At 63.9% G+C, this 22,622-nt stretch carries 19 protein-coding genes and 1 pseudogene; 12 read left to right on the forward strand and 8 right to left on the reverse strand.

What is annotated here, in order from left to right; translation table 11 throughout:
• Positions 1–240: 240 nt before the first annotated feature.
• From htpG to AC6LJW_RS25465, 4 genes and pseudogenes are all read left to right on the forward strand, one after another.
• Positions 241–2,139 carry a molecular chaperone HtpG gene (gene htpG, locus AC6LJW_RS25450; RefSeq protein ID WP_498088569.1) on the forward strand — a complete coding sequence of 633 codons (1,899 nt, stop codon included), beginning with the start codon at positions 241–243 and terminating at the stop codon, positions 2,137–2,139.
• Positions 2,140–2,281: 142 nt separating this feature from the next.
• A pseudogene (locus tag AC6LJW_RS25455) lies at positions 2,282–2,395 on the forward strand (hypothetical protein); the annotation flags it as partial.
• Between the two features lie 28 nt (positions 2,396–2,423).
• Positions 2,424–3,146, forward strand: a complete 723-nt coding sequence (locus AC6LJW_RS25460) for a HipA domain-containing protein (protein ID WP_498088571.1) — start codon at positions 2,424–2,426, stop codon at positions 3,144–3,146.
• 193 nt (positions 3,147–3,339) lie between these two features.
• Complete coding sequence (locus tag AC6LJW_RS25465) at positions 3,340–4,539, forward strand: MFS transporter (protein WP_498088573.1); 1,200 nt, start codon at positions 3,340–3,342, stop codon at positions 4,537–4,539.
• 76 nt (positions 4,540–4,615) lie between these two features.
• On the opposite strand, the gene AC6LJW_RS25470 is transcribed toward AC6LJW_RS25465, so the two are convergent.
• Positions 4,616–5,296 carry a GntR family transcriptional regulator gene (locus AC6LJW_RS25470; RefSeq protein ID WP_056559472.1) on the reverse strand — a complete coding sequence of 227 codons (681 nt, stop codon included), beginning with the start codon at positions 5,294–5,296 and terminating at the stop codon, positions 4,616–4,618.
• A 318-nt stretch (positions 5,297–5,614) separates the two neighbouring features.
• Here AC6LJW_RS25470 and hydA point away from each other — a divergent pair, with 318 nt between their 5' ends.
• From hydA to AC6LJW_RS25505, 7 genes are all read left to right on the forward strand, one after another.
• Positions 5,615–7,057 (forward strand): dihydropyrimidinase, encoded by a 1,443-nt coding sequence (gene hydA / locus AC6LJW_RS25475; RefSeq protein ID WP_498088596.1) that lies wholly within the window; start codon positions 5,615–5,617, stop codon positions 7,055–7,057.
• A 46-nt stretch (positions 7,058–7,103) separates the two neighbouring features.
• Positions 7,104–8,546: an amidohydrolase family protein gene (locus AC6LJW_RS25480; protein WP_498088575.1), complete on the forward strand. Its 1,443-nt coding sequence runs from the start codon at positions 7,104–7,106 to the stop codon at positions 8,544–8,546.
• A gap of 70 nt (positions 8,547–8,616) precedes the next feature.
• A complete protein-coding gene (locus AC6LJW_RS25485; protein WP_056559466.1) occupies positions 8,617–10,221 on the forward strand; it encodes an ABC transporter substrate-binding protein in 1,605 nt (534 codons plus the stop codon).
• 3 nt (positions 10,222–10,224) lie between these two features.
• A complete protein-coding gene (locus AC6LJW_RS25490) occupies positions 10,225–11,166 on the forward strand; it encodes an ABC transporter permease (protein WP_008167838.1) in 942 nt (313 codons plus the stop codon).
• A gap of 10 nt (positions 11,167–11,176) precedes the next feature.
• Positions 11,177–12,073, forward strand: a complete 897-nt coding sequence (locus AC6LJW_RS25495; RefSeq protein ID WP_056559463.1) for an ABC transporter permease — start codon at positions 11,177–11,179, stop codon at positions 12,071–12,073.
• Position 12,074: 1 nt separating this feature from the next.
• On the forward strand, positions 12,075–13,727 hold the full coding sequence (locus AC6LJW_RS25500; RefSeq protein WP_498088578.1) for an ABC transporter ATP-binding protein: 1,653 nt from the start codon (positions 12,075–12,077) through the stop codon (positions 13,725–13,727).
• A 61-nt stretch (positions 13,728–13,788) separates the two neighbouring features.
• Positions 13,789–14,406, forward strand: coding sequence for a hypothetical protein (locus AC6LJW_RS25505; protein WP_498088580.1), 618 nt, complete (start codon positions 13,789–13,791; stop codon positions 14,404–14,406).
• A gap of 179 nt (positions 14,407–14,585) precedes the next feature.
• On the opposite strand, the gene AC6LJW_RS25510 is transcribed toward AC6LJW_RS25505, so the two are convergent.
• Genes AC6LJW_RS25510 through AC6LJW_RS25525 form a run of 4 tightly spaced genes read right to left on the reverse strand, consistent with a single transcriptional unit; the run spans position 14,586 to position 18,738 of the window.
• Positions 14,586–15,896, reverse strand: coding sequence for an MFS transporter (locus AC6LJW_RS25510; RefSeq protein WP_056559454.1), 1,311 nt, complete (start codon positions 15,894–15,896; stop codon positions 14,586–14,588).
• Positions 15,897–15,922: 26 nt separating this feature from the next.
• Complete coding sequence (dgoD, locus tag AC6LJW_RS25515; RefSeq protein WP_056559450.1) at positions 15,923–17,071, reverse strand: galactonate dehydratase; 1,149 nt, start codon at positions 17,069–17,071, stop codon at positions 15,923–15,925.
• Positions 17,068–17,721: a 2-dehydro-3-deoxy-6-phosphogalactonate aldolase gene (locus tag AC6LJW_RS25520; protein WP_056559445.1), complete on the reverse strand. Its 654-nt coding sequence runs from the start codon at positions 17,719–17,721 to the stop codon at positions 17,068–17,070. Before AC6LJW_RS25520 ends, dgoD begins: the two co-directional genes overlap by 4 nt.
• Before the next feature lie 9 nt (positions 17,722–17,730).
• Positions 17,731–18,738 carry a 2-dehydro-3-deoxygalactonokinase gene (locus tag AC6LJW_RS25525; protein ID WP_056559442.1) on the reverse strand — a complete coding sequence of 336 codons (1,008 nt, stop codon included), beginning with the start codon at positions 18,736–18,738 and terminating at the stop codon, positions 17,731–17,733.
• A 279-nt stretch (positions 18,739–19,017) separates the two neighbouring features.
• Here AC6LJW_RS25525 and AC6LJW_RS25530 point away from each other — a divergent pair, with 279 nt between their 5' ends.
• Positions 19,018–19,839, forward strand: a complete 822-nt coding sequence (locus AC6LJW_RS25530) for an IclR family transcriptional regulator (protein ID WP_056559439.1) — start codon at positions 19,018–19,020, stop codon at positions 19,837–19,839.
• Between the two features lie 3 nt (positions 19,840–19,842).
• Here the strand turns inward: AC6LJW_RS25530 and AC6LJW_RS25535 are convergent, their stop codons facing one another.
• From AC6LJW_RS25535 to AC6LJW_RS25545, 3 genes are read right to left on the reverse strand one after another with little or no spacing between them, the layout of a single operon-like run.
• The gene (locus AC6LJW_RS25535; RefSeq protein WP_498088582.1) at positions 19,843–20,133 is read right to left on the reverse strand and encodes a PAAR domain-containing protein; all 291 of its coding nucleotides are present in this window, start codon (positions 20,131–20,133) and stop codon (positions 19,843–19,845) included.
• A gap of 16 nt (positions 20,134–20,149) precedes the next feature.
• A complete protein-coding gene (locus AC6LJW_RS25540; protein WP_498088584.1) occupies positions 20,150–21,328 on the reverse strand; it encodes a type VI immunity family protein in 1,179 nt (392 codons plus the stop codon).
• A complete protein-coding gene (locus AC6LJW_RS25545) occupies positions 21,325–22,560 on the reverse strand; it encodes a VRR-NUC domain-containing protein (protein ID WP_498088586.1) in 1,236 nt (411 codons plus the stop codon). Before AC6LJW_RS25545 ends, AC6LJW_RS25540 begins: the two co-directional genes overlap by 4 nt.
• Positions 22,561–22,622: the final 62 nt, after the last annotated feature.

The following is a 22,622-nucleotide window of genomic DNA, read 5'->3' on the forward strand; positions in this document are numbered from 1 at the left end:
GGGGCGCGGGTGGGGTCAGGGAGGCGGGTTGCATGGCGGGAAGGCCGGCCGGGGAGGGGGTAGGTGAGAAAAGTGCGGGATTTTACCGGGGACAGCGGCCTGTCAGGTTGCTTCGCCGCCACCCGGTCTTGAAAAGTTCCCATTGGCCCCCACATCAGTAGGGTTTCCCGGCGGCCGCGCGGGCATTGCCCCAGCCGACCGATACTTGTCCCTAATTTATTTTCCGAGCTACGTAGAACCATGAGCCAAACCGCCACGAATTCCGCGTCCGAAACCCTGGGGTTCCAGGCCGAGGTGAAGCAACTGCTTCATCTGATGATCCATTCGCTGTACAGCAACAAGGAAATCTTCCTGCGCGAGCTGGTGTCGAACGCGTCGGACGCCTGCGACAAGCTGCGCTTCGAAGCCATCGACCAGCCGGAATTGCTGGAAGGCAACGGCGAACTGGCCATCACGGTCAGCTACGACAAGACCGCCCGGACCATCACGATCTCCGACAACGGCATCGGCCTGTCGCGCGACGAGGCGGTGGCCAACCTGGGCACGATCGCCCGTTCGGGCACGCGCGAATTCTTCTCGCAGCTGACCGGCGACAAGCAAAAGGATGCCCAGCTCATCGGCCAGTTTGGCGTGGGGTTTTACTCGTCGTTCATCGTGGCGGACAAGGTGACGGTGGTCAGCCGCCGCGCCGGGTCCACGGACGCGATCCAGTGGGAATCCGACGGCCAAGGCGAGTTCACGATCGCCGCCGCTGAAAAGGCCGGCCGCGGCACGGACGTGACGCTGCACCTGCGTGCCGACGAAGACGAACTCCTGAACGGCTGGAAGCTGCGCGAGATTCTGCGCCGCTATTCGGACCACATCTCGCTGCCGATCCGCATGGCCAAGGAAGAGTGGGATCAAGAGAAGGGCGAGCAAATCAAGACCGACGAACTGGAAACGGTGAACCAGGCGAATGCGCTGTGGGCCCGCAACAAGTCCGAGGTGACGGAAGAGCAGTACCGCGAGTTTTACAAGACGGTCTCGCACGACTACGACGATCCGCTGGCGTGGACGCACAACCGCGTCGAAGGCCGCAGCGAGTACACGCAGCTGCTGTATGTGCCCAAGCATGCACCTATGGACATGTGGGACCGCGACGGCCGCCACGGCGTGAAGCTGTACGTGAAGCGCGTTTTCATCATGGACGACGCCGACCAGCTGCTGCCGTCGTACCTGCGCTTCGTGCGCGGCGTGATCGATTCGGCGGACCTGCCGCTGAACGTGTCGCGCGAGATCCTGCAGGAAAGCCGCGACGTGCGCGCCATCCGCGAGGGTTCGGCCAAGCGCATCCTGTCGCTGCTGGAAGACCTGGCCGAAAACAAGCCGGAAGACTACGCGACGTTCTGGTCGGAGTTCGGCCAGGTGCTGAAGGAAGGCGCGGGCGAGGACTCCGCCAATCTTGAGCGCATCGCCAAGCTGATGCGTTTTGCGTCGACGAACTCGGGCGATCAGGCGCAGACGGTGTCGTTTGCCGACTACGTGTCGCGCATGAAGGAAGGCCAGGACAAGATCTACTACGTCACGGCGGACACGTTCGCCGCGGCCAGCAACAGCCCGCACCTTGAGATCTTCCGCAAGAAGGGCATCGAGGTCCTGCTGCTGTCCGATCGCGTCGACGAGTGGATGCTGTCGTACCTGCGCGAGTTCGACGGCAAGTCGCTGGTGTCGGTCGCCAAGGGCGGCCTCGATCTGGCGGAACTGGCCGACGAGGAAGAAAAGAAGCACCAGGCCGAAGTGGCTGAGGACTTCAAGCCGCTGGTCGAGCGCCTGCAAAAGACGCTGGAAGACCAGGTCAAGGAAGTGCGCGTGACGCTGCGCCTGGTGGATTCGCCGGCGTGCGTGGTTGTGGGCCAGAACGAGCTCAGCCCGCACCTGCTGCGCATGCTGAAGGCCGCGGGCCAGGAAGCGCCGAACGTGAAGCCGGTGCTGGAGATCAACCCCGAGCATCCGCTGCTCGCCCGCATTCGTGCGGCTGAAGATGGCGAGTTCGACCAGTGGGCGCGTCTGCTGCTGGATCAGGCGTTGCTGGCAGAAGGGGCGCAGATTGCGGACCCGGCGGCGTTTGTGAAGCGGTTGAATGCGCTGCTGCTGAAGTAAGCGCGTTGGGGTGAATGGAGGGGCGTCCGGGAGGACGCCCTTTTTGTTTGTGACGGCTTTGCTCCCGAGCGGTAATTTTTGTGGCCAAGGCGGGCAATAAAGGGCTGGAGGTGCAGATCGCACCCAAGCGCGCGAGGCTGCCATGAGCAATCTAGACGCGCTCGATCTCTACCGGGATGGCCAGAAGGTCGGGCGCCTGTTCGACGAGCAGCCCCTGCGCTTCGCATATGACGACGCGTGGATCGGACGACCAGACGCTCGCCCGATCTCGCCGTCGATACCGCTTGTGCAAGGTTATCAATCCACTGAAGCCGTCCACGCTGGTCATGCAACTGGCGGCAGCACTTGGGTTGGGCGTTGCGCCAGCCGTTTATCAACCGGAAACGCGCGCGTGTCTGTTTCAGCGTTACGACCGCATGCCCGACGGACTGGGCGGCTTACGGCGACTGCATCAGCTGGATCTGTGCCAGTTGGCGGGCAAGCCTTCGAACGTGAAGTACGAATCGGATGGCGGTCCGACGCTGCTGGATTGCCGCAAGTTGCTGGCGGCAGCGGGTGTCGGTGGTCCGGACGTAAAGCGTTTCCTGCAATGGATTCTGTTCAACCTGATGGTGGGCAACAACGACAGCCATGCGAAGAATCTCTCCGTGCTTCTGGACGGCGACGGGAAATACGTCCTTGCGCCGTTCTACGACTTGATGTGCACGGCGATTTACCCCGGGTGGAGCGCGCGGTTCGCGTTTGCCATTGGCGGGGAGGACAAACCGGGCGCTATTGGCAAGGATCAACTCGATGCCATGGCGAGCGATCTGGGATTTAACCCGCGCTATGTTGCTGCCGTGGCGCGATCTCTTGTCGGAGCATTGCCGGACGCGCTGGCCCAGGTCAAGACTCGCTTGTGGGACGAAGCTCGGTCGGGAACAGAACGGACGCTTCTGGAGCGGCTGACGCGATGGATCACGACCAACACGCGCAAGCATGCAAAGCGCTGGGGACTGCATACCTGACGGCGCGCCCAGGCGGCGGGTCGGACATGCGCTGATTAATGACCTGAAGTCAAAAGTGTTTGCCCGCAAGACGCCTTTTTCTGCAAGGATCCGGCGGTCATACTGCACGCCTGTCTATCCGATGCGCCGGCCATTTCAGGCCGGGCGCGCCCCAGGAACGTCCTGCCGGCGCCGTCGAACCCAAGGAACTTGCATGAATCCCCAAGAAACCCAGCCGGTGAATGCCGGCCCGCCGTTGTTGGCGCTTGCCGTCGGTGCGTTTGGCATCGGCGTGACCGAGTTTTCTCCCATGGGCCTGTTGCCCGTCATCGCCGAGGGGGTGAACGTGTCCATCCCCAGCGCGGGCATGCTGATCAGCGCTTACGCCATTGGCGTGATGATCGGCGCGCCGCTGATGACGCTGGCGTTCTCGCGGTGGTCGCGGCGCAAGGCGCTGATCCTGCTGATGGCGATCTTCACCATCGGCAATATCCTGTCGGCGCTGTCGCCCAACTACACGACGCTGCTGCTGGCCCGTCTGGTGACCAGTCTGAACCATGGCGCGTTCTTTGGCCTGGGCTCGCTGGTGGCCGCCAGCGTGGTGCCGCGTCACAAGCAGGCCAGCGCGGTGGCGACGATGTTCATGGGGCTGACCATCGCCAACGTGGGCGGCGTGCCGGCCGCGACGTGGCTGGGGCAGGTGATCGGCTGGCGTATGTCGTTTGCCGCGACGGCAGTGCTGGGGCTGATCGCGATGCTGTCGCTCTGGTTCGCGCTGCCGGCGGGCGAGGCGGGCCGGCGTCCCAATGTGCGTCATGAATTGGCCGTGCTGCGCAGCCCCGTGGTGCTGTTGGCGCTGTTGACCACGGTGCTGGGCGCGGGGGCGATGTTCACGCTGTACACGTACATCGCGCCGACGCTGGCCGAGATCACGGGCGCATCCCCGGCGTTCGTGACGGGCATGCTGGTGCTGATCGGCCTGGGCTTCACGCTGGGCAATGGCGTGGGCGGGCGCATGGCCGACCGCTCGCTCGATGGCACGTTGATTTTCTTCCTGGTGCTGGTCATCGTGGATCTGCTGGCGTTCCCGTGGCTGGCGTCCACGCCGGTCGGCGCGGCCGTGGCGCTCTTGATCTTCGGTATCGCGACGTTCGCGGTGGTGCCGCCTCTGCAAATGGGTGTGATGCGTGCGGCGACGGATGCGCCGGGATTGGCCTCGTCGATGAACGTGGGCGCATTCAACCTGGGCAATGCGGTGGGCGCAGCGGCCGGGGGCGCGGTGATTTCGGCGGGCATGGGTTACGCGGCGGTGCCGATTGCCGGCGCGGTGATCGCAACGGCGGGACTGGCGCTGGTGCTGGTGCAGCGCGCCGGCAATGTGCGGCGGCGCAAGCTGGCGATGCAGGGCTGCTGAGAGCCGGCCTGCGGGCCGCGCAATGAAAAGCCCCGGTGGAAATCGATCCACCGGGGCTTTTTTGCATGGGTGACTTTCAGAATTTGAAAACGTCTTCCAGGTCCACCGATTCTTCCACCGACTCCAGCTTCACGCTTTGTTCGATGTGTTCCAGGTGATGCAGGGTCAGTTCCTCGGCGCGTTGCGAATCGCGGGCGGCGATGGCCTCGGTGATGAGTTCATGTTCGTCGTCCCGGCAACTGGTGGCGGTGGGCAGGTTGTACAGGAAGATGACCAGGCACGTGAGCGTGGAGAGTTCGCGCATGGTCCGCGCCAACTCGCCGTTGCCGGCCAGTTCGCTCAAGAGGATATGAAACTCGCCAGCCAGCCGGATGATGGCGCGCTTGTCGTCGCGCTTGCGGGCGTCGTGTTCCAGCACGACATGTTCGCGCAAGCGCGCCAGCTTGTCGGGTGTCAGGTTCTGCGTCAGACGCCGGACCACGGCCGGTTCGATGAGCCTGCGTGCCTCGAAAACATCGCGCGCCTTCTCGATGGAAGGCTTGGCCACGTACGCGCCGCGTTGGGGGAACAGTTCGACGATCTGTTCGTGGGCCAAGCGCGCAAGGACCTCCCGGATGCGAGGGCGGCTGACTTCGAAGATTTCGGCCAGGCGCTCTTCGACCAGCTTGGTTCCGGGCTTGAGCCGGTTGTCCAGGATGGCGCGATAGATGCGTTCGTAGATGCCGGTGACCGAGGTTTCGCGTTTGTCTGATGCCATGGGCTCGTTGTTGATTTGCGCGGTTGATGCCTGGACGGGGTCGCCGCCAGGGGTGGTGAGCGGTTCTTTGCCGCTTGTAGACGTCACGTTGTCTGCAACCTGACGGGTGAACGTGAAGATACCCGATCGGACGCCGTCGTTGTGAACTGCGAACTGGTGCTGTAAAAAATAATGTTAACAATCTGATGGTGAAATGTATATTTCAGGGTAATCACTAGCGTAATCATTTTTGTATTCGGCCTAGAATCCGCTCACAACATGCCCATCCGGTTGCGCTTTCGCTGCCAGGACAAGGGCGGATCAGACGGGCTGACGCATATGACGAAGCAGGGTTTTGATCTGGTGCTGCGCGACGCGGTGTTGGCGACTGCCGGCGATACCTGCCGCGCCGATCTGGCGATTTCCGACGGCCGCATCGTGCAGATCGGCCGTGGCCTCGCGCCGGGCCTGTGCGAAATCGATGTGGCGGGTCGCGTGGTGACGCCGGGCGGTGTCGATGCGCACTGTCACCTGGATCAGCCCATGGCGCCGCCCGTGAAGCTGGCCGACGACTTTTTCACGGGCACGCGCTCAGCCGCCTGCGGCGGCACGACCACCGTGATTCCGTTTGCGGCGCAGCGCAAGGGCGGCACGGTGCAGGCAGCCATCGACGACTACCACCAGCGCGCCGAAGGCCGCGCATGCGTGGACTATGCCTTCCATCTGATCCTGACCGACCCCGCGCCCGCAGTGCTGAACGAGGAACTGCCGCGCCTGATCAAGGCCGGCTACACCTCATTCAAGCTGTACATGACGTACGACGCGCTCAAGCTGTCCGACGGCCAGATTCTGGACGTGCTGGACGTGGCGCGCACGCATGGCGGCATGGCGATGATCCATGCCGAAAACTCCGACTGCATCGCGTGGCTGACGCGCCGACTGGAAGCTGCTGGTCGCACTGCGCCGCGCTTTCATGCGGTGTCGCGGCCCACGCTGGTTGAGCGCGAGGGCGCCCACCGCGCGATTGCGCTGTCCGAGCTGATCGACGTGCCGATCCTGCTGGTGCATATCTCGGGCGGCGAGGCAGTGCAGCAGATCCGCGAGGCCCGCGCCAAAGGGCTCAACATCTACGCGGAGACCTGTCCGCAATACATCCTGCTGACGGCAAAAGACCTGGGCACGGACGACAGCTATTTCGGCGCGCGCTGCGTGTGCAGTCCGCCGCCGCGAGACGCATCCAGCCAGGAAGAGATCTGGCAGGGGCTGGCGGATGGCTTGTTCACGGTGTTCTCGTCCGATCACTCGCCCTTCAACCTGACCGGCGAAGACGGCAAGACGCCAGGCGGCAAGGAAGTGGCATTCCGCCATATCCCGAACGGCATTCCCGGGATCGAGACCCGCATGCCGCTGCTGTATTCGGAAGGTGTGCTGGGCGGGCGCATCAGCTTGAACCGCTTTGTGGAGCTGACCGCGACCCAGCCCGCGCGCGCCTATGGCCTGTATCCGCAAAAGGGCACGTTGGCCATCGGCAGCGACGCTGACCTGGTGATCTGGGAAGAGCGTGACTTCACGCTGGGCAACGAACATCTGCACCACGCGGTGGACTACACCCCCTATGCCGGGATGCAACTGCGGGCGTGGCCCGCGATGACGTTGCTGCGCGGTCAGATCGTTTGGGACGGTGCGAATTTTGCGGGCTCGCCGGGCCAGGGAAAGTTCCTGCCGCGCGGGCTGCCCAGCCTGGCGCCACCCAGCGCCCGCAAGGGCGCGCAGCCGGCCTGACGTTAGCAGCACCGGATACCCATTAATCATTTCGGAGGATATTGCGTTGAAAACTACCCTGATCAAGAACGCCGAGGTTGTGGTTGCCTGGGACGAGGCGCGCCAGCGGCATGTCTACATGAAGAACGCCGACGTGGCGTTCGCGGACGGGCGCATCACGCACGTCGGACCGGGCGCCCATGCGGCGGCGCCGGATGCGGACATTGTCAGCGGCAGCGGCATGATGGTCATGCCGGGGCTGGTGGACATTCACAGCCACCTGGTGCATGAACCCATCAACAAGGGGTACACGGACGAGACCGGCTCGGCGGGCCTTTACAACTCGAATCTGTACGAGTACATGCCAACGATGGAAGGCGACGACGAGGCCGCACCGGCGCAACTGACGCTGGCCGCGGCTGAGCTGCTGATGTCCGGTGTGACGACCGTGGTGGACATGTCGGTGGCGCACGAGCACTGGATCGACATCATGGTGCAAAGCGGCCTGCGTGCCTACATTGCGCCCATGTTCCGTTCGGCGCGCTGGTACACGAAGAATGGCCATGTCGTGGAGTACGAATGGAACGAGAAGGCGGGCGAGGCCGGCATGGAGCGCGCGCTGGCGCTGATCGACAAAGCCGAGGCGCATGAATGCGGCCGGCTGACGGGCATGCTGGTGCCGGCGCAGATCGACACCTGCACGCCGGAACTGCTGAAGTCCAGCCACCAGGAGGCCAAGCGCCGCGGCATCGGCTGGCAGACGCACGCCGCGCAGTCGCTGCCGGAGTTTCACGAGATCACGCGCCGGCACGGCCTGACGCCCGTGCAGTGGCTGCACAGCCTGGGCGTGCTGGATCCGGGCAGCATCGTGGGCCACGGCATCTTCGTGGACGATCATCCGAATACGCACTGGAACACGGCCACCGACCTGTCCATCCTGTCCGAAACAGGCGCCAGCGTGGCGCATTGCCCCACGGTGTTCATGCGCCGCGGCATGGCGCTGCGCGACTTCGGGCGGTATCGCCGCGCGGGCATCAACCTGGGCATCGGCACGGACACCTATCCGCACAACATGATCGAGGAAATGCGCCACGTGGGTTATCTGGCCCGCCTGATGGCGCAAACGCCGCGCGCCGTCACCACCGGCGAAGTCTTCCACGCCGCGACGGTCGGGGGCGCGACGGCGCTGGGCCGAGAAGACCTGGGACGCATCACGGTGGGCGCGCGCGCCGACCTGGTGATGGTGGACATGACCCACCACCTGATGCGTCCGTCGCGGGATCCGGTGCGCAGCCTGGTCTACGCCGCCGCCGACCGCGCCGTGCACACGGTGTACATCGACGGCAAGCGGGTGGTGCATGAAGGCCAGGTGCATTCCCTGGACTATCGCAAGGCCGCTGAACAGGTGGACGAGGCCCAGCGCCGCGCCGAGGCGCTGGTGCCGTCACGCGACCTGGTGGCTGGCCGCAGCGCCGAGCAGATGTCGCCGCTGTCATTCGACATCGTCTGATCCGATCGCAATTCGACACCAGGGGCCGGCCACAGGCCCCGTTCATCCATAAGAACTTCAAGGGAACGACATGGCTTATCTGAACGCTGAAAGACTTGAAACCCGCTTCGGTCTTGCCCGTCTGGGCGCCGCGCTGGCTTGCGCCGGCGCATTGGCCTGGGCGCCGGCACAGGCTGAAACACTGACCGTGGTGATGGCCAGCAAGCTGACGGTGCTTGACCCGGTGCTGACAGCGTCGCATCAGACGCGCAACCATGCCTACATGATCTACGACACGTTGCTGGCCACGGACGCGGACAACAAGATCCAGCCGCAGATGGCGGATAAGTGGGAGATATCGCCCGACGGCAAGACCTACACGTTCACGCTGCGCGATGGCCTGAAATGGCACGACGGCGCGCCGGTCAAGGCCGAAGATTGTGTGGCATCGATCCAGCGCTGGGCGCAGTCGGACAAGACCGGCCGCCAACTCATGCCGCTGGTGGCGTCGATGGACGTCGTCGACGACAAGACCTTCAAGATCGTGTTGAAGGCGCCCGCCGACGTCCTGTCGGCGCTTGGCAAGCCCAGCGGACTGCCCAGCTTCATGATGCCCAAGCGCGTGGCGCAGACGCCGGTGGCGCAGGCCATCACCGATTACACCGGGTCCGGCCCCTTCAAGTTCGTGCAGAAGGAATTCCAGCCGGGCGTGAAGACGGTCTATGAGAAGAACGCCGACTACGTGCCGCGCAAGGAAGCGCCCAGTTGGACGGCGGGCGGCAAGGTGGTCAACGTGGACCGCGTGGAATGGGTGGCGATGGCCGACCCGATGACGACGGTGAATGCGTTGCTGGGCGGCGAGGTCGATTACATCGAGACTGTGCCGTTCGATCTGGTGCCGATGGTGAAAAGCTCGCCGGACCTGACGCTGCGCATTCTGGACAAGATGGGCTACCAGCCCATGTACCGCTTCAACCAGCTGCATGCGCCGTTCGACAACAAGCTGGTGCGTCAGGCCGCCATGTACGCGGTGGGCCAGGACGACATCCTGAAGGCGCAGGTGGGCGACCCGGAATTCTTCAAGACGTGCGGCGCGGTGTTCGGCTGCGATCTGCCGTATTCCAGCAACACGCGCGCCGACATGATCGTGCCGTCCAACATCGAGAAGGCCAAGGCGCTGCTGAAGGAGGCCAAGTATGACGGCGCTCCCGTGGTGATCCTGCACGCCACCGACATTGCGATGGCCTCGGCCATTCCGGTGGTGATGGCGCAGCAGTTGCGCCAGGCGGGCTTCAACGTGCAACTGCAGGCCATGGACTTCATGACCATGCTGTCGCGCCGCGCCAATCGCGACGTGCCGGCCAAGGGCGGCTGGAGCATCTTCGTGACCACGTGGCACGTCAGCGAGATCATGGATCCGCTGCGCAACTACGGCGTGTCGGCCAATGGCGAGAAGGCGTGGTTTGGCTGGCCGACGGTGCCGCAGGTGGAAGCGCTGCGCGACAAGTTCCTGGTGGCAGGCACGGAACCGGAACGCAAGCAGATTGCCGAGCAACTGCAGGACGTCATGCTGGACGAGGGCGTGGCGATCACGCTGGGCCAGATCGAGACGGCAGCGGCGTTCAGCAAGAAGCTGTCGGGCGTGCTGGACTCGCCGGCGCCGGTGTTCTGGAACATCAAGAAAGCCAGCAATTAAGCCATGTTCAGCTACATTCTCAGACGCGTCCTGGCCACGGTCCCCGTGGTTCTGACGGTGGCCGTGCTGGTGTTCTGCCTGCTGCGGCTGACGCCCGGCGATCCGGCGCTGATCCTGGCGGGTGACGCGGCCACCGAGACGCAACTGGCGCAGATCCGCGAGCACATGGGACTGGACCGGTCGTTGGCTACCCAGTTCATGCTGTGGGGCGGACAGGTGCTGCAAGGCGACCTGGGGACGTCGCTGCATTCCGGCACGCCGGTGACGGCGATGATCGGCAGCCGCGTGGGGCCATCGCTGGCGCTGGCGCTATCGACCATCCTGCTGTCCACGCTGATCGCGGTGCCGCTGGGCGTCTTCTCGGCCTGGCGGCGCGGCACCCGCGCGGACCGCGCGGTGATGGCGTTTTCGGTGCTGGGTTTTTCGGTGCCGATCTTCGTCACCGGCTACGCGCTGATCCTGCTATTCGCCATGAAACTGGGCTGGCTGCCGGTGCAGGGCTACAAGTCGCCTTCAGCCGGCCTCGTCGCGTTCGGCATGCACCTGTTGCTGCCCACCATCGCGCTCAGCACCGGCTTTGTGGCGCTGATCGCGCGAATCGCCCGAAGCAGCGTGCTCGAAGTGATGGGCGAAGACTTCATCCGAACCGCCCGTGCCAAGGGCATCACCGAGCGCGCCGTGATGATGGCGCACGCGCTGCGCAACGCGGCCGTGCCGATCATCACCGTCATCGGCGTCAGCATCGCCCTCTTGATCAGCGGTGTGGTCGTCACGGAATCGGTGTTCAACCTGCCCGGGCTGGGCCGGCTGGTGGTCGAGTCCGTGCTGGCCCGGGATTATCCGCTCATCCAGGGGCTGATCCTGCTGTTCTCGCTGGTCTATATCGGCGTGAACCTGACCATCGACGTTCTGTATTCGGTGTTCGATCCGCGCATCCGTTACTGAAGGAATCCGCATGTCCACTTCCATACACTCGATCGCGGGTGGGACGGGCGTCGCCCCGGCCGCCCGCAAGCCGCCCCGGTCGGCGCTGGTTCGCACGCTGTCCACCTGGCCGGTCATGGCCGCGCTGGTCATGCTGGCGGTCATCGTGCTGGCCGCCGTCTCGGCCAATCTGCTGGGGCTGGCCGATCCGATGGCCATCAACCCCATGCAGCGCCTGAAAGGCTTTTCCGCCGAGCATTGGTTCGGCACCGACGCCTACGGGCGAGACGTGCTGTCGCGCGTGATCCACGGCGCGCGCATCTCGCTGATGATCGGCGCGGGCACGGCCGTCGCGGCGCTGATACCCGGACTGGTGTTGGGCGTGATCGCCGGCTACTTCCGGGCGGCGGACATGGTCATCATGCGGATCATGGACGGCATCATGTCCGTGCCCAGCATCCTGCTGGCCATCGCGCTGGTTGCCGTCACCGGCGCCAGCCTGCTGACGGTGCTGATCGCGATTGCCGTGCCCGAGTTTCCGCGGGTGGTGCGCCTGGTGCGCGGACTGATCCTGAGCCTGCGCGACGAGCCCTATGTGGAGGCCGCCATTTCGCTTGGCACGCCGACGCGGGTGTTGATGATGCGCCATCTTGTGCCCAACACCGTTGCGCCGCTGATAGTGCAGGGCACCTTCATCTTTGCGTCCGCCATGCTGTCCGAGGCGGTCATGAGCTTTCTGGGCGTGGGCATGCCGCCGGAGTTTCCGTCCTGGGGCAACGTCATCGCCGAGGGCCGCATGTACTTCCAGGTCCGACCCGAGCTGATCCTGCTGCCGGGCCTGTTCCTGGCGCTGACGGTGCTCAGCGTCAACATGCTGGGCGACGCGATGCGCGACGCCCTTGATCCCAAGATGGCGCGGAGGGTCTGACATGAACGAATCCACAATGCCCGTGCTGCAAGTGCAGAACCTGTCGGTCCAGTTGGTGGGCGCGCCGCAAGAGGAGCCGCGCCACGTGGTGGAAGGCATCAGCTTCGACATTCACGCCGGCGAAACCTTGTGCGTCGTCGGCGAGTCCGGGTCGGGCAAGTCGGTCACGTCGTTTTCGGTGATGGGCCTTCTGGCGCCCGATGCGCTCAAGCCCTGCGCGGGCCGCATCCTGCTGGATGGCGAGGACGTGCTGGCCTGCACGCCGGAACGCCTGCGTGAACTGCGCGCCACGCGCATGTCCATGGTCTTTCAAGAGCCCATGACGGCGCTCAACCCTGTGCGCACGGTGGGCTGGCAGATCGACGAGGTGCTGCGCACCCACAGCGGCATGGATGCGGCGTCGCGCAAGCGCAAGATTCTGGCCATGCTGGAATCGGTGCGGCTGCCGGACGTCGAACGCATCTACCAGTCGTACCCGCACCAGTTGTCGGGTGGGCAGCGCCAGCGCATCGTGATCTGCATGGCGCTGATCCTGAATCCCAAGCTGCTCATCGCCGATGAACCGACCACTGCGCTGGATGTGACGACGCAAAAGCAGATCCTGGCGTTGATCCAGGAACTGCAGCAGTCGCACAACACCGCTGTGCTATTCATCACGCACGACTTCGGCGTGGTGGCGGAAATCGCCGATCGCATTGCGGTGATGAACCGGGGGCGCATGGTGGAAGTGGGCACGCGCGACGACATCCTCGCGCGTCCCAAAGAGGCCTACACCCGCATGCTGGTGTCATCGGTCCCTGGCCTGGCGCCGCAGGCAAGGCAGGCGCCGGAAGGTGCGCCGGTGCTGGTCGTGAAAGGCCTGCAGAAGACCTATGCCGAGCGCGGCTTCTTCAAGGCCAAGCGCACGGTGCACGCGGTCAGAGACGTCAGCTTCACGCTGCGCAAGAAGGAAATTGTCGGCGTCGTTGGGGAGTCGGGGTCGGGGAAATCCACGTTGGCGCGCTGCATTGCGCGGCTGATCGATCCGAGCGCTGGCAGCGTGCGGCTGGACGGCACGGAAATCGCCACCGCCACCAAGCGCGAGTTCCATCCGGTGCGCAAGCGCATCCAGGTGGTGTTCCAGGATCCGTACCGGTCGCTCAATGCGCGCATCCGGGTAGGCGACTCCATCGTCGAAGGCATGCGCAATTTTGGCGTGCCGGAAGACGAAGCGCGGACGCGGGCCATCGAGCTGCTGGACATTGTCGGGTTGAGTGCGGAAACCATGGATCGCTACCCGCATCAGTTCTCGGGCGGGCAACGCCAGCGCATCTGCATCGCGCGGGCCCTGGCCCTGCGGCCCGACATCCTGATCGCCGACGAAGCCGTGTCGGCGCTAGACGTTTCGGTGCAGGCGCAAGTGCTGGAGCTGATCGAAGACATTCGCGCACGCACCGATACGGCGGTGCTGTTCATCACCCATGACCTGCGCGTGGCGGCGCAGATCTGCGATTCGATTGTGGTGATGAAGTCGGGGCAGATTGTCGAGGCTGGGGATGCGGCTGCGGTGTTGACCCAGCCGAGGGACGGCTACACGCGCCAGTTGCTTGAGGCGGCGCCGGGCAGGCATTGGGATTTCAAGCGGTTCAGGCGAATGGAGGCGGTCGTGAGTTAACGCGGGCGCACAAGCGTTCGGTGTTACATTGAGTGAATTACAAACTCATTCAATTACAATCATGACTCGACGTTTGTTGGGACTTCTGTTGCTGGCCGCGCTGACCGGCTGCGGCACCACGCTTAAACCGGTCAAGCCGGATGCCGCGACGGGTCTGTTCCCCACCACGGTGGCCGTTTCGCCTACCAATATTCTGGTCGCTGAACGATTCGATCCTGCGTATCGGAAGATGGTGCATCTTAAAGTGGAGGCCCAGCCTGCCAACCCGCTTTTCGTGGATTACTTCACGACGTCCATCAAGGACACCGGGGTGTTTGAGCAGGTGTTGACCAAGAGCGACCTGCAGACAATTGTCATCGAGCGTGAATTGCAGGACAAGGTAAGCAACGTTTCCGACGTGCTGGGCTTGAACATTCTGAGCAAGCAGATCGGCAACTTCCTGATCCTGGTATCCGACGCGCAGTGGAAGGGTGGCTATAACTTCGAAGGCACGATGCAGGGCATCGACGCCAGCACCGGAAAGACTGTCTTCAAGTCCAGCTTCAGCGCCTTCAATTGGGACGGCTTGGATATCCCCATGTACCGGCCGATGTTGAACTCTTTTGTGCTCTGGGCAAAGGGCGAACTGCCCGTGGTCCGTGCCGAGGTGCCGGTCGCTGTACCCACCGCGCGGAAGTGATCTGACGGCGGATGGGCGTGGCCCGCCGCCGGCGAGGTCTCTCATCAATCTCGGCATCAACGAACGCGCGTGCCACACGTGAAAAGGCCTGAGTTCGGCGCAACGCCGGACTCAGGCCTTTGGGCTTCAGATCTCTATCCGTGTGTTTGCAGGCAGAAGTTCCGCTTCCGGACGCTGCATTACGCCTCGATCCGCTCCACCTTCCCAACCAGCAGGATGTACGACAGCGCGCCCAGCAACGCCAGCGACGACACGTACACGATCGCCGGGGCGAAACTGTCCTTGGACACCAGCAAGCCAATCACGATGGGCGTGCAGATCGACGACAGGTTGCCGACGAAGTTGAACACGCCGCCGGTCAGGCCCAGAAGGCGCACCGGCGCCAGCGTGGACACGAGCGACCACGTGATCGACGCCAGGCCGTTGCCAAAGAACGCGACGGCGAGGAAGAAGATGACCCACGGCGTGGAGTCCGTGAAGTTCGCGCCGATCATGGACGTGGAGATCAGCAGGCCCAGGATGATGGGCAGCTTGCGCGCCATGCCGACGGTGGCGCCGCGGCGGATCAGGAAGTCGGACAGCACCCCCGAGCACAGCACGCCGATGAAGGCGGCCAGGAACGGCACCGACGCCAGGAAGCCGGACTTGATGAAGTCCATGCCGCGGTACTTGACCAGATACGTGGGGAACCAGGTCAGGAAGAACCACAGCGTGGAGGTCAGGCAGAACTGGCCGAGGTACACGCCCCACAGCTTGCGCTTGCTCATGACCAGACCCAGGTCGTTCCAGTTGAACGGCGCCTTCTTCTCGCGCACGCGCGTGTCCAGATCGACGACGCCGCCGCCTTGCTGGATCAGCTCGATTTCCGCCGCGTTGGCGCCCTTGAACTGGCGCGGTTCGCGGTAGATCATGAACCACAGCACGCCCCAGATGATGCCCAGGAGGCCGGTGCTGACGAACACCATGTGCCAGCCGTAGTGGTGCTGCAGCCAGGCCAGTACGGGCGTCAGGAACGCCAGGCCGACGAACTGGCCCGACGTGTAGAAGCCGATGGCGGTGGCGCGTTCGCGTTCGGGGAACCAGGTCGTGACGACGCGGTTGTTGATGGGGTAGGCCGGGGCTTCCAGCGCGCCCACGGCCAGGCGCAGGACGAACAGGATGACGAAGCTGCCGGCAAAGCCCATGAAGAACGTGGCCGCGGACCACAGGATCAGCGCGGCGGCGTACAGCACGCGGGGGGACACGCGGTCCACCAGCCAGCCGCCGGGAATCTGCATGGCGGCGTAGGTCCAGCCGAAGGCCGACAGGATCAGGCCTTCATGCCAGGTGTCCAGGCCGAACTCGTCCTTGAGGGCGGGGGCGGCGATGGACAGGTTGCTGCGGTCCAGGTAGTTGATGACGACGGTGATGAACAGCATCACCATGATGATGTAGCGGCTGCGGGTCGGGCGCTGAGCGCCCTGCAGGCCGGCGTGCGCGGCGGTGGACAAAGGAGTCTCCTCTCTCTTTTATCGGCTTACCATTCGGCGAAGCTGCCGTCGGCGTGACGCCAGATGGGGTTGCGCCAGCGGTGGCCCACTGCGGCGCGTTCCTTGACGTATTCCTCGTTCACTTCGATGCCCAGGCCGGGCCCTTGCGGGATCGCGACCATGCCGTCCTCGTACGCAAAGACCTCACGGTTGCTGACGTAGTCGAGCAGGTCATTGGCGGCGTTGTAGTGGATGCCCAGGCTCTGTTCCTGGATGAACGCGTTGTAGCAGCCCGCGTCGATCTGCAGGCAGGTGGCCAGCGCGATGGGGCCGAGCGGGCAGTGCAGAGCCAGCGCGACGTCATAGGCTTCGGCCATCGCGGCGATCTTGCGGGTCTCGGTGATGCCGCCGGCGTGCGACGGGTCGGGCTGGATGATGTCGACGTAGCCTTCGGACAGCACGCGCTTGAAGTCCCAGCGCGAGAACAGGCGCTCGCCCAACGCGATCGGCGTGGATGTCAGCGGCGCCAGCTCCTTCAGCGCTTCGTAGTGTTCGCTCAGCACGGGCTCTTCAATGAACATGAGCTTGAACGGATCAAGTTCCTTCATCAGCACCTTGGCCATGGGCTTGTGGACGCGGCCGTGGAAGTCCACGCCGATGCCCACGTTCGGGCCGACGGCGTCGCGCACGGCGGCCACGTTCTCCAGGCACTTTTCGACCTTGTCGAACGAGTCGATGTATTGCAGCTCTTCGGTGCCGTTCATCTTGACGGCGGTGAAGCCGCGCTCGACGGCGCTCTTGGCGGCCGCCGCGGTATCGGCCGGACGGTCGCCGCCAATCCACGAGTACACCCGGATGCGGTCGCGTACGTTGCCGCCCAAGAGCTGCGACACGGGCACGCCAAGGTGCTTGCCCTTGATGTCCCACAGCGCCTGGTCGATGCCGGCCAGTGCGCTCATGTGGATGGCGCCGCCGCGGTAGAAGCCGCCGCGGTACAGGACCGTCCAGTGGTCTTCGATGTTGCGGGGATCCTTGCCGATCAGGTAGTCGGACAGTTCCTCGACGGCGGCGGCGACGGAGTGCGCGCGGCCTTCGACGACGGGCTCGCCCCAGCCGACGATGCCTTCGTCCGTTTCAATCTTCAGGAAGCACCACCGGGGCGGCACGATGTAGGTGGTGAGCTTGGTGATCTTCATGCTTGTGTCTCCTGGGCAGGATAGGCGCGTTGCCAGGCCGCGACGAAAGCGCGTGCGTTCTGGCCGGTTGCTTCGGCCGACAGGCCGGGTTTGTACAAGGCGGAGCCCAGGCCGAAGCCGCTGGCGCCCGCCTGGGCGTAATTCGAAAGGTTGTCGGGCGTGATGCCGCCCACGGGAACCAGCGCGATCGGCGGGCGCATCACGGCGCGCCAGGCCTTGAGCACGGCCGGGCCGAGCTGCTCGGCCGGGAACATCTTCAGCACGTCGGCCCCGGCGGCCAGCGCCGCGAAGGCTTCGGTGGGCGTGGCGACACCGGGGCAGGACGCCATGCCCAGCTTCTTGGCCTGGCGTATGACGGCCGGGTCGCTGTGCGGCATGACGATGAGTTCGCCACCGGCCTGCTGGATGCGGGCGCAGTCGTCGGGGTTGAGGACGGTGCCGGCGCCGATGAGGCAGTCGGTGGGCAGCGCGGCGCGCATGGCGCGAATGCTGTCCAGCGGATCCGGCGAATTGAGCGGCACTTCGATCAGCCGAAAGCCCGCCTCGTACAACGCCTGTCCGACGGGCTCGGCTTCGGCGGGCGTGATGCCGCGCAGGATGGCGATCAGGCCGCAGTGGGCCATGGCGGTTTGCAGACCGGGATGGTTCATCGAAGATTCCTAGGCGGAGAGCTGAATGGAAGGGGAGACGAGGCCGGCGCAGATAGCCAGGTGCCACAGTCCGCGCTCGGTGGCGTTCTGCGCCTGCTCGGGCGCGCCCAGGCCGTAATGCTGCATGGCCAGGATGTAGCGCTTGCATAGCGCGGGCTCGCCGCACAGCACGATGCGGGGCAGTTCGCCCTGCTGGCGCAGCATCTCGGCCAGCGCGGCGACTTCATGGCCGATCAAGAGGCCCGACAGGTAGTCGGCCTGCGACTCGGGCGCGAGTTCGCCGGTCAAGCCCAGCGCGCGCGTGCTGAAGATGGTGGACATCACGCCCGCCCGGCCAGCCGGCGCACCCGCGACCTTCACGCCGCGTTCGAAGGCAGCCATGTCGGCACTGGGGGCGTCGGCCATTGTGCGGCCCAGAATGGTGTGGCCGCGCAGCGCCGCGTAGACCTCGCCGGTCATGAAAGTGTCGAAGTGGGTGACGCGGCCGCGGCGTGCGTTGACCCATTTGGAGTGCGTGCCGGGCAATCCGATGAGCACGCTGTCGGCATTGGCGCTGGCCTCGTCTGCCATCACGCCGAAGACTTGGGTCTCTTCGCCGCGCATCACGTTGGGCAGTCCGTGGCGCTGGATGAGGCCGGGCACGATGTGGACGGGCGTGCCGCCGGGGCGGTCCACGACGGTCAGCAGCGTGCCGATGCGTTCAAGTTCGACGGGCACGTCCAGGTAGGCGGCTTCCTTCCAGCCCTGCGCGCTGCCGACCATGCCGCAGGCGATGACGGGCAGGGCGGGTTCGGCACGCAGCCAGTCGCCGCACGCCTGGTCAAAAGCCAGTTCAAAGCCGGATAGTGCCGTAGTGGCTGCGCCGTCCTGCAACGGTTGCGGCAGGCGCATGATTCCCCAGGGCAAATGGCGCGTATCGAGCGTGCGGCCCGTGGCGTCCAGGCGGTAGGCGCGAAGTGAAGAGGTGCCCCAATCCAGCGCGATGAGAGCCGCACGGGCGGGCGATCCGGTATTCATCAGAGTCTGTCTCGTCTCTGTCCGCGCATCCGGCTGCCGTCGTGGCGCCGTGATGGCGCGCGGGAGGGCTGAGAGGGCGCGAACCTTGTTGTCTGAAATCTGCCGAGCGCGCGCGGGAGAGGTGCGCAGCGCACGATGGCAAAAATTCTAGTTCAGCGCTTGAAAAATCTCAAAATATAGAATTAAATCCCACATACAGGGAATTAACATGTATCCGTGCCGCGACGCCGGGTATGCTTGCCGATCTTTCCCGCCGCCCCGCAACACTGCCTTCGCACCATGACCACCACCACGCTGAACTCCGCGCAATCCGCCACGCTTGACCCTGATGCCGCCGCACCGGCCGGCACGCAGACGTTAATGCGCGGTCTTGCCGTGGTGCAGGCCGTGGCCGATGGCGCACGCGACCTGAAGGAAATCTGCGCGCGTATTGGCGTGGCGCGCAGCACCACGCACCGGCTTGCAAGCTGTCTGGTGCAAGAGCGCTACCTGCGCGCGCTGCCGGGCGTCGGCTATGTGCTGGGCCCCAAGCTGATCGAACTGGGCTTTCAGGCGCGCGAGGCCTTTCCGCTGGCGACGCTGGCGCGCCCTTATCTGGACAGCCTTGCCGACATGACGGGCGACACGATTCACCTGGCGGTGCGCGACAACAACGACGTGCTGTACCTCGAAAAGATTCCGGGCAAGAAGGGATTGGAAATGCGTTCGCGCGTGGGCCACCGCATGCCGCTCGCCGCGACCGGCGTGGGCAAGGCGTTGCTGCTGGATGCGGACGAGCCGCAGTGGAAGGCGCTGCATCGCGTCGGCGCACCGGTGTCGTCGCGCGCGCCCGGCGGGCAGCAAGGCTGGGAGGCGTTCCGCGACCGCATGCGCGATTACGCGTCGCAGGGTTACGCGTTCGACCTGGAAGACAACGAACCGTCGATCCGCTGCGTTGCGGCGCCCGTGCGCGATGCGTCCAGCGGCATCGTCGCCGCGATCAGCGTGTCGAGCACCGTGCCCTATATGTCGCTGGAGCGGATGCGTGAGATGGTGCCGGTGGTGCAGAGCGCGGCTGCGGGGATATCGGCCGAGATGGGATGGAAGGTCGAGCGCGGCTGAGAGCTAGTCGCGCTGATGATCCCGGACCGCGTGGCGTTCGACACGCGCTTTTGAGCCGCTGGCGATCAGGTGGGCGCCACAGGCCGTCGTCATGCCGTGCAGCGCAACCGGGATGCCATTGATCTTGTATGTAGCGCTGCCCTGCACGATGGGAAAGACGCCGTCGCACTTGGGGCAGGAGACCTGATGGCCTACGCCGGCCATGGGTTTGCCATTGAGATTGGTGTGCGGGAAACCTTCCAGCACCGACCCCCCGTGGTCGGTGCTGTCGTCTTTGCGGATGATTTCTGGCATTTGGTTGTTGCCTCCGCTATAGCGCTTTGACCAGACGCCAGGTGACTATTTGGCCGTTCACTTCCGGCAGAAGATCGTTGTGCATGAATGTCTGCCTGCCTTGGGAAGGCTCCTCTTCGCAGATCCAGATGCCAGGCCATGGACAAGGTGAGCCGGAGAGCATGCGCAGGAAGTGACGTTCGCTGGTTTTGATCTTGCCCGACTCGTCGATGACGGCCTTGATTTCCTCCAGCCTATCGAAACGGCGCAGCCAGAGGTTGCTGGTCAGCGGATTGAAGCGGATCTCACCGGCGATGGAGCCGTAGTGCAGAGATCCGACGTCCTGCACCCGCAATGAACGGATGGCGTTGTTGACCTTTACGTATAGTTCGGGAGTCGGGTCTGTCTCGGCTTTGCCGAGTGCGGGCCAATCACCGGCGCGGATGGCGGTGCCCCATTCGTAGGGGAGAAGCGCGATGCGTTCGTCGTTCAGCTTCGTCTTCAATTCTTCCGGCGTGCCTAACGTGGCAATCCAGTGATGGGCGAGGAAGGTGTACCAGTTGAGATTCTTGTAGCCCTCACGCAGGGTCTTCTTTCCCGTCGGTCCGCAAACATCTACCCCTCTATATGCCCAGGCTGTCTCGTGTTCAAGGGTCTGGTAATCCTCCCAATCGTGGCATTCCTGAATCCCCAGTCCGGCAGCGCCATGGAGAGGGCGAAGCAACGCGCAGCACTTCAACAGGAAACTCTCGAATCGAGCTTTCCCTTCCCCCGCAAGCTCTACGACAGGTAGATAGGCCCGTACAGTAGTGAGAGGTTTGTGAACCTGCTCATACCATCCGGCGGGAGAAAAGACCCCAAACATATAGTCGCTAACGTGCCCCAAACTTAACTTGGACATACATTTGAACTCGACGACATCCATCGGACTGGTATTCACGATGTAGTCTCGATAGGCTTCAAAGTCCATTTTGGCGAAGGGGCGGACGATCATGCGCTTATCTTCGCGATATCCGCCCTTGAGCTTATCGCCATAGAGTTCATGGTAGAGAGTGAACGCCTCTGCGATGCCTTTGCGACGAACAGGCAGATAGGCGTCAACAAGATGGAATATGGCAATAACTCCGACTTGCTGAACGAGTAGTGTGTTGTCGTCCTCATCCGCGAAGGTGAAGTACCAGCGTTCGGCATCGAATTCATTAAAAAAATTGGTCATTGTTTAGTCTCCGGCGCATCGGCCCAGAACAGATACAGCTGCTCCGTGCGCGGTTGATTCCGTTGGCTGGCCTCCCACTCCTGATATGCCTGCCATTGGCGTTGAAGTTCGGGAGTCAGAATCGGTGCGGAGATTCCGTCTTTCGATTTGGCGTAGGTCACACTCGTTCCTGCTGCACTGGTCACTCCTGTGAAGCGGCCCCAGGTAACAAGGCGGCCATACTGCACGACTCGCGGGCCGGCTCGTGCAGCCAAGGTTGACCCTGAGAGTGCAGCACTGCCTCCAGCAGCGGCCGCCATGCCAGTGCTAATACCCGTGGCTCCCACAAACAAAAAGGGGGCCATGAGTGAAATCTCAATCTGCGCGCGCGCCCGAGCAGTCGCTGCGTTATCGTGTCCGATAGCGGGGCCGACGCTCATGGCAGGACGTTCCGGGGGCGGTGGTCTGACTTCGAGGGCCCGCTTTGCAGCCTGGTGCTCGGCGTCAATCAAACCCACCACGAGGCCGTGCGGATCAGCCGAAGCTCGCAAGGGCAGCGACATAACCTGAGACACGGGTTTGTAAACGGGTTCGTTCTGCGCCGCAGTGAGCCACTCGCGGCGCTGGTGCCTGTCTGCTCTGTCGCATCGGTCGGTTTGAAGCAATCGGAATTTTTCGCTGTCACCGGCTATGTCTTCGTAAGCCTGTCGCTGCTCATCAGAAAGCGAGTCCTTCCCAAACTTCATTTCAATCACACCAGCGAGATTAGGCTGACTGTATTGAGGCTCGCCTCCCATCGTGTGGTTGATGATCCGCACAACATCAGGAATTCGCATCGGGCTTTTCTGCACGACCTGAGTATCCTGCCAAATTCCTTCCTCGACGTCCGGCGGCAACGGCACTGGAACCATCTTCTCAAGCTCATCCAAGCCCAATAAGTCCACCACCACCTCAACACTGCTGTACTGCGGAAACTGCCGGCTACTGATCCGCTTGTATTGAGACAAAGGAAAGGAACTCGGCCGATGCGGCTGTTTTTTACTCATGATCGGAGCCGGCGGCGTCTTCGTCATGTCGTAGCCCACTTCGGCGCAATAGGGCCAGCGATACTCAAAGAGCTCGTTATCCGCCCGGATCATCAGAGCAACCGTGCGTTGGTACATGGGTGCGTCATCGCTGGCACGCCTGTACGGATTGGCGCTGGCATAGCGTGCCTTCTCGCACAGATACCAGAGGTCCAGCGGATTGGTCACGGGTAGCACCTGGCCGGATGCGTCAGGTTTGGTCGAGCCTCGGGTGCTTCCCCCTGGGTTCT

The sequence above is a fragment of the Achromobacter sp. 1012554356 genome (assembly GCF_059760815.1).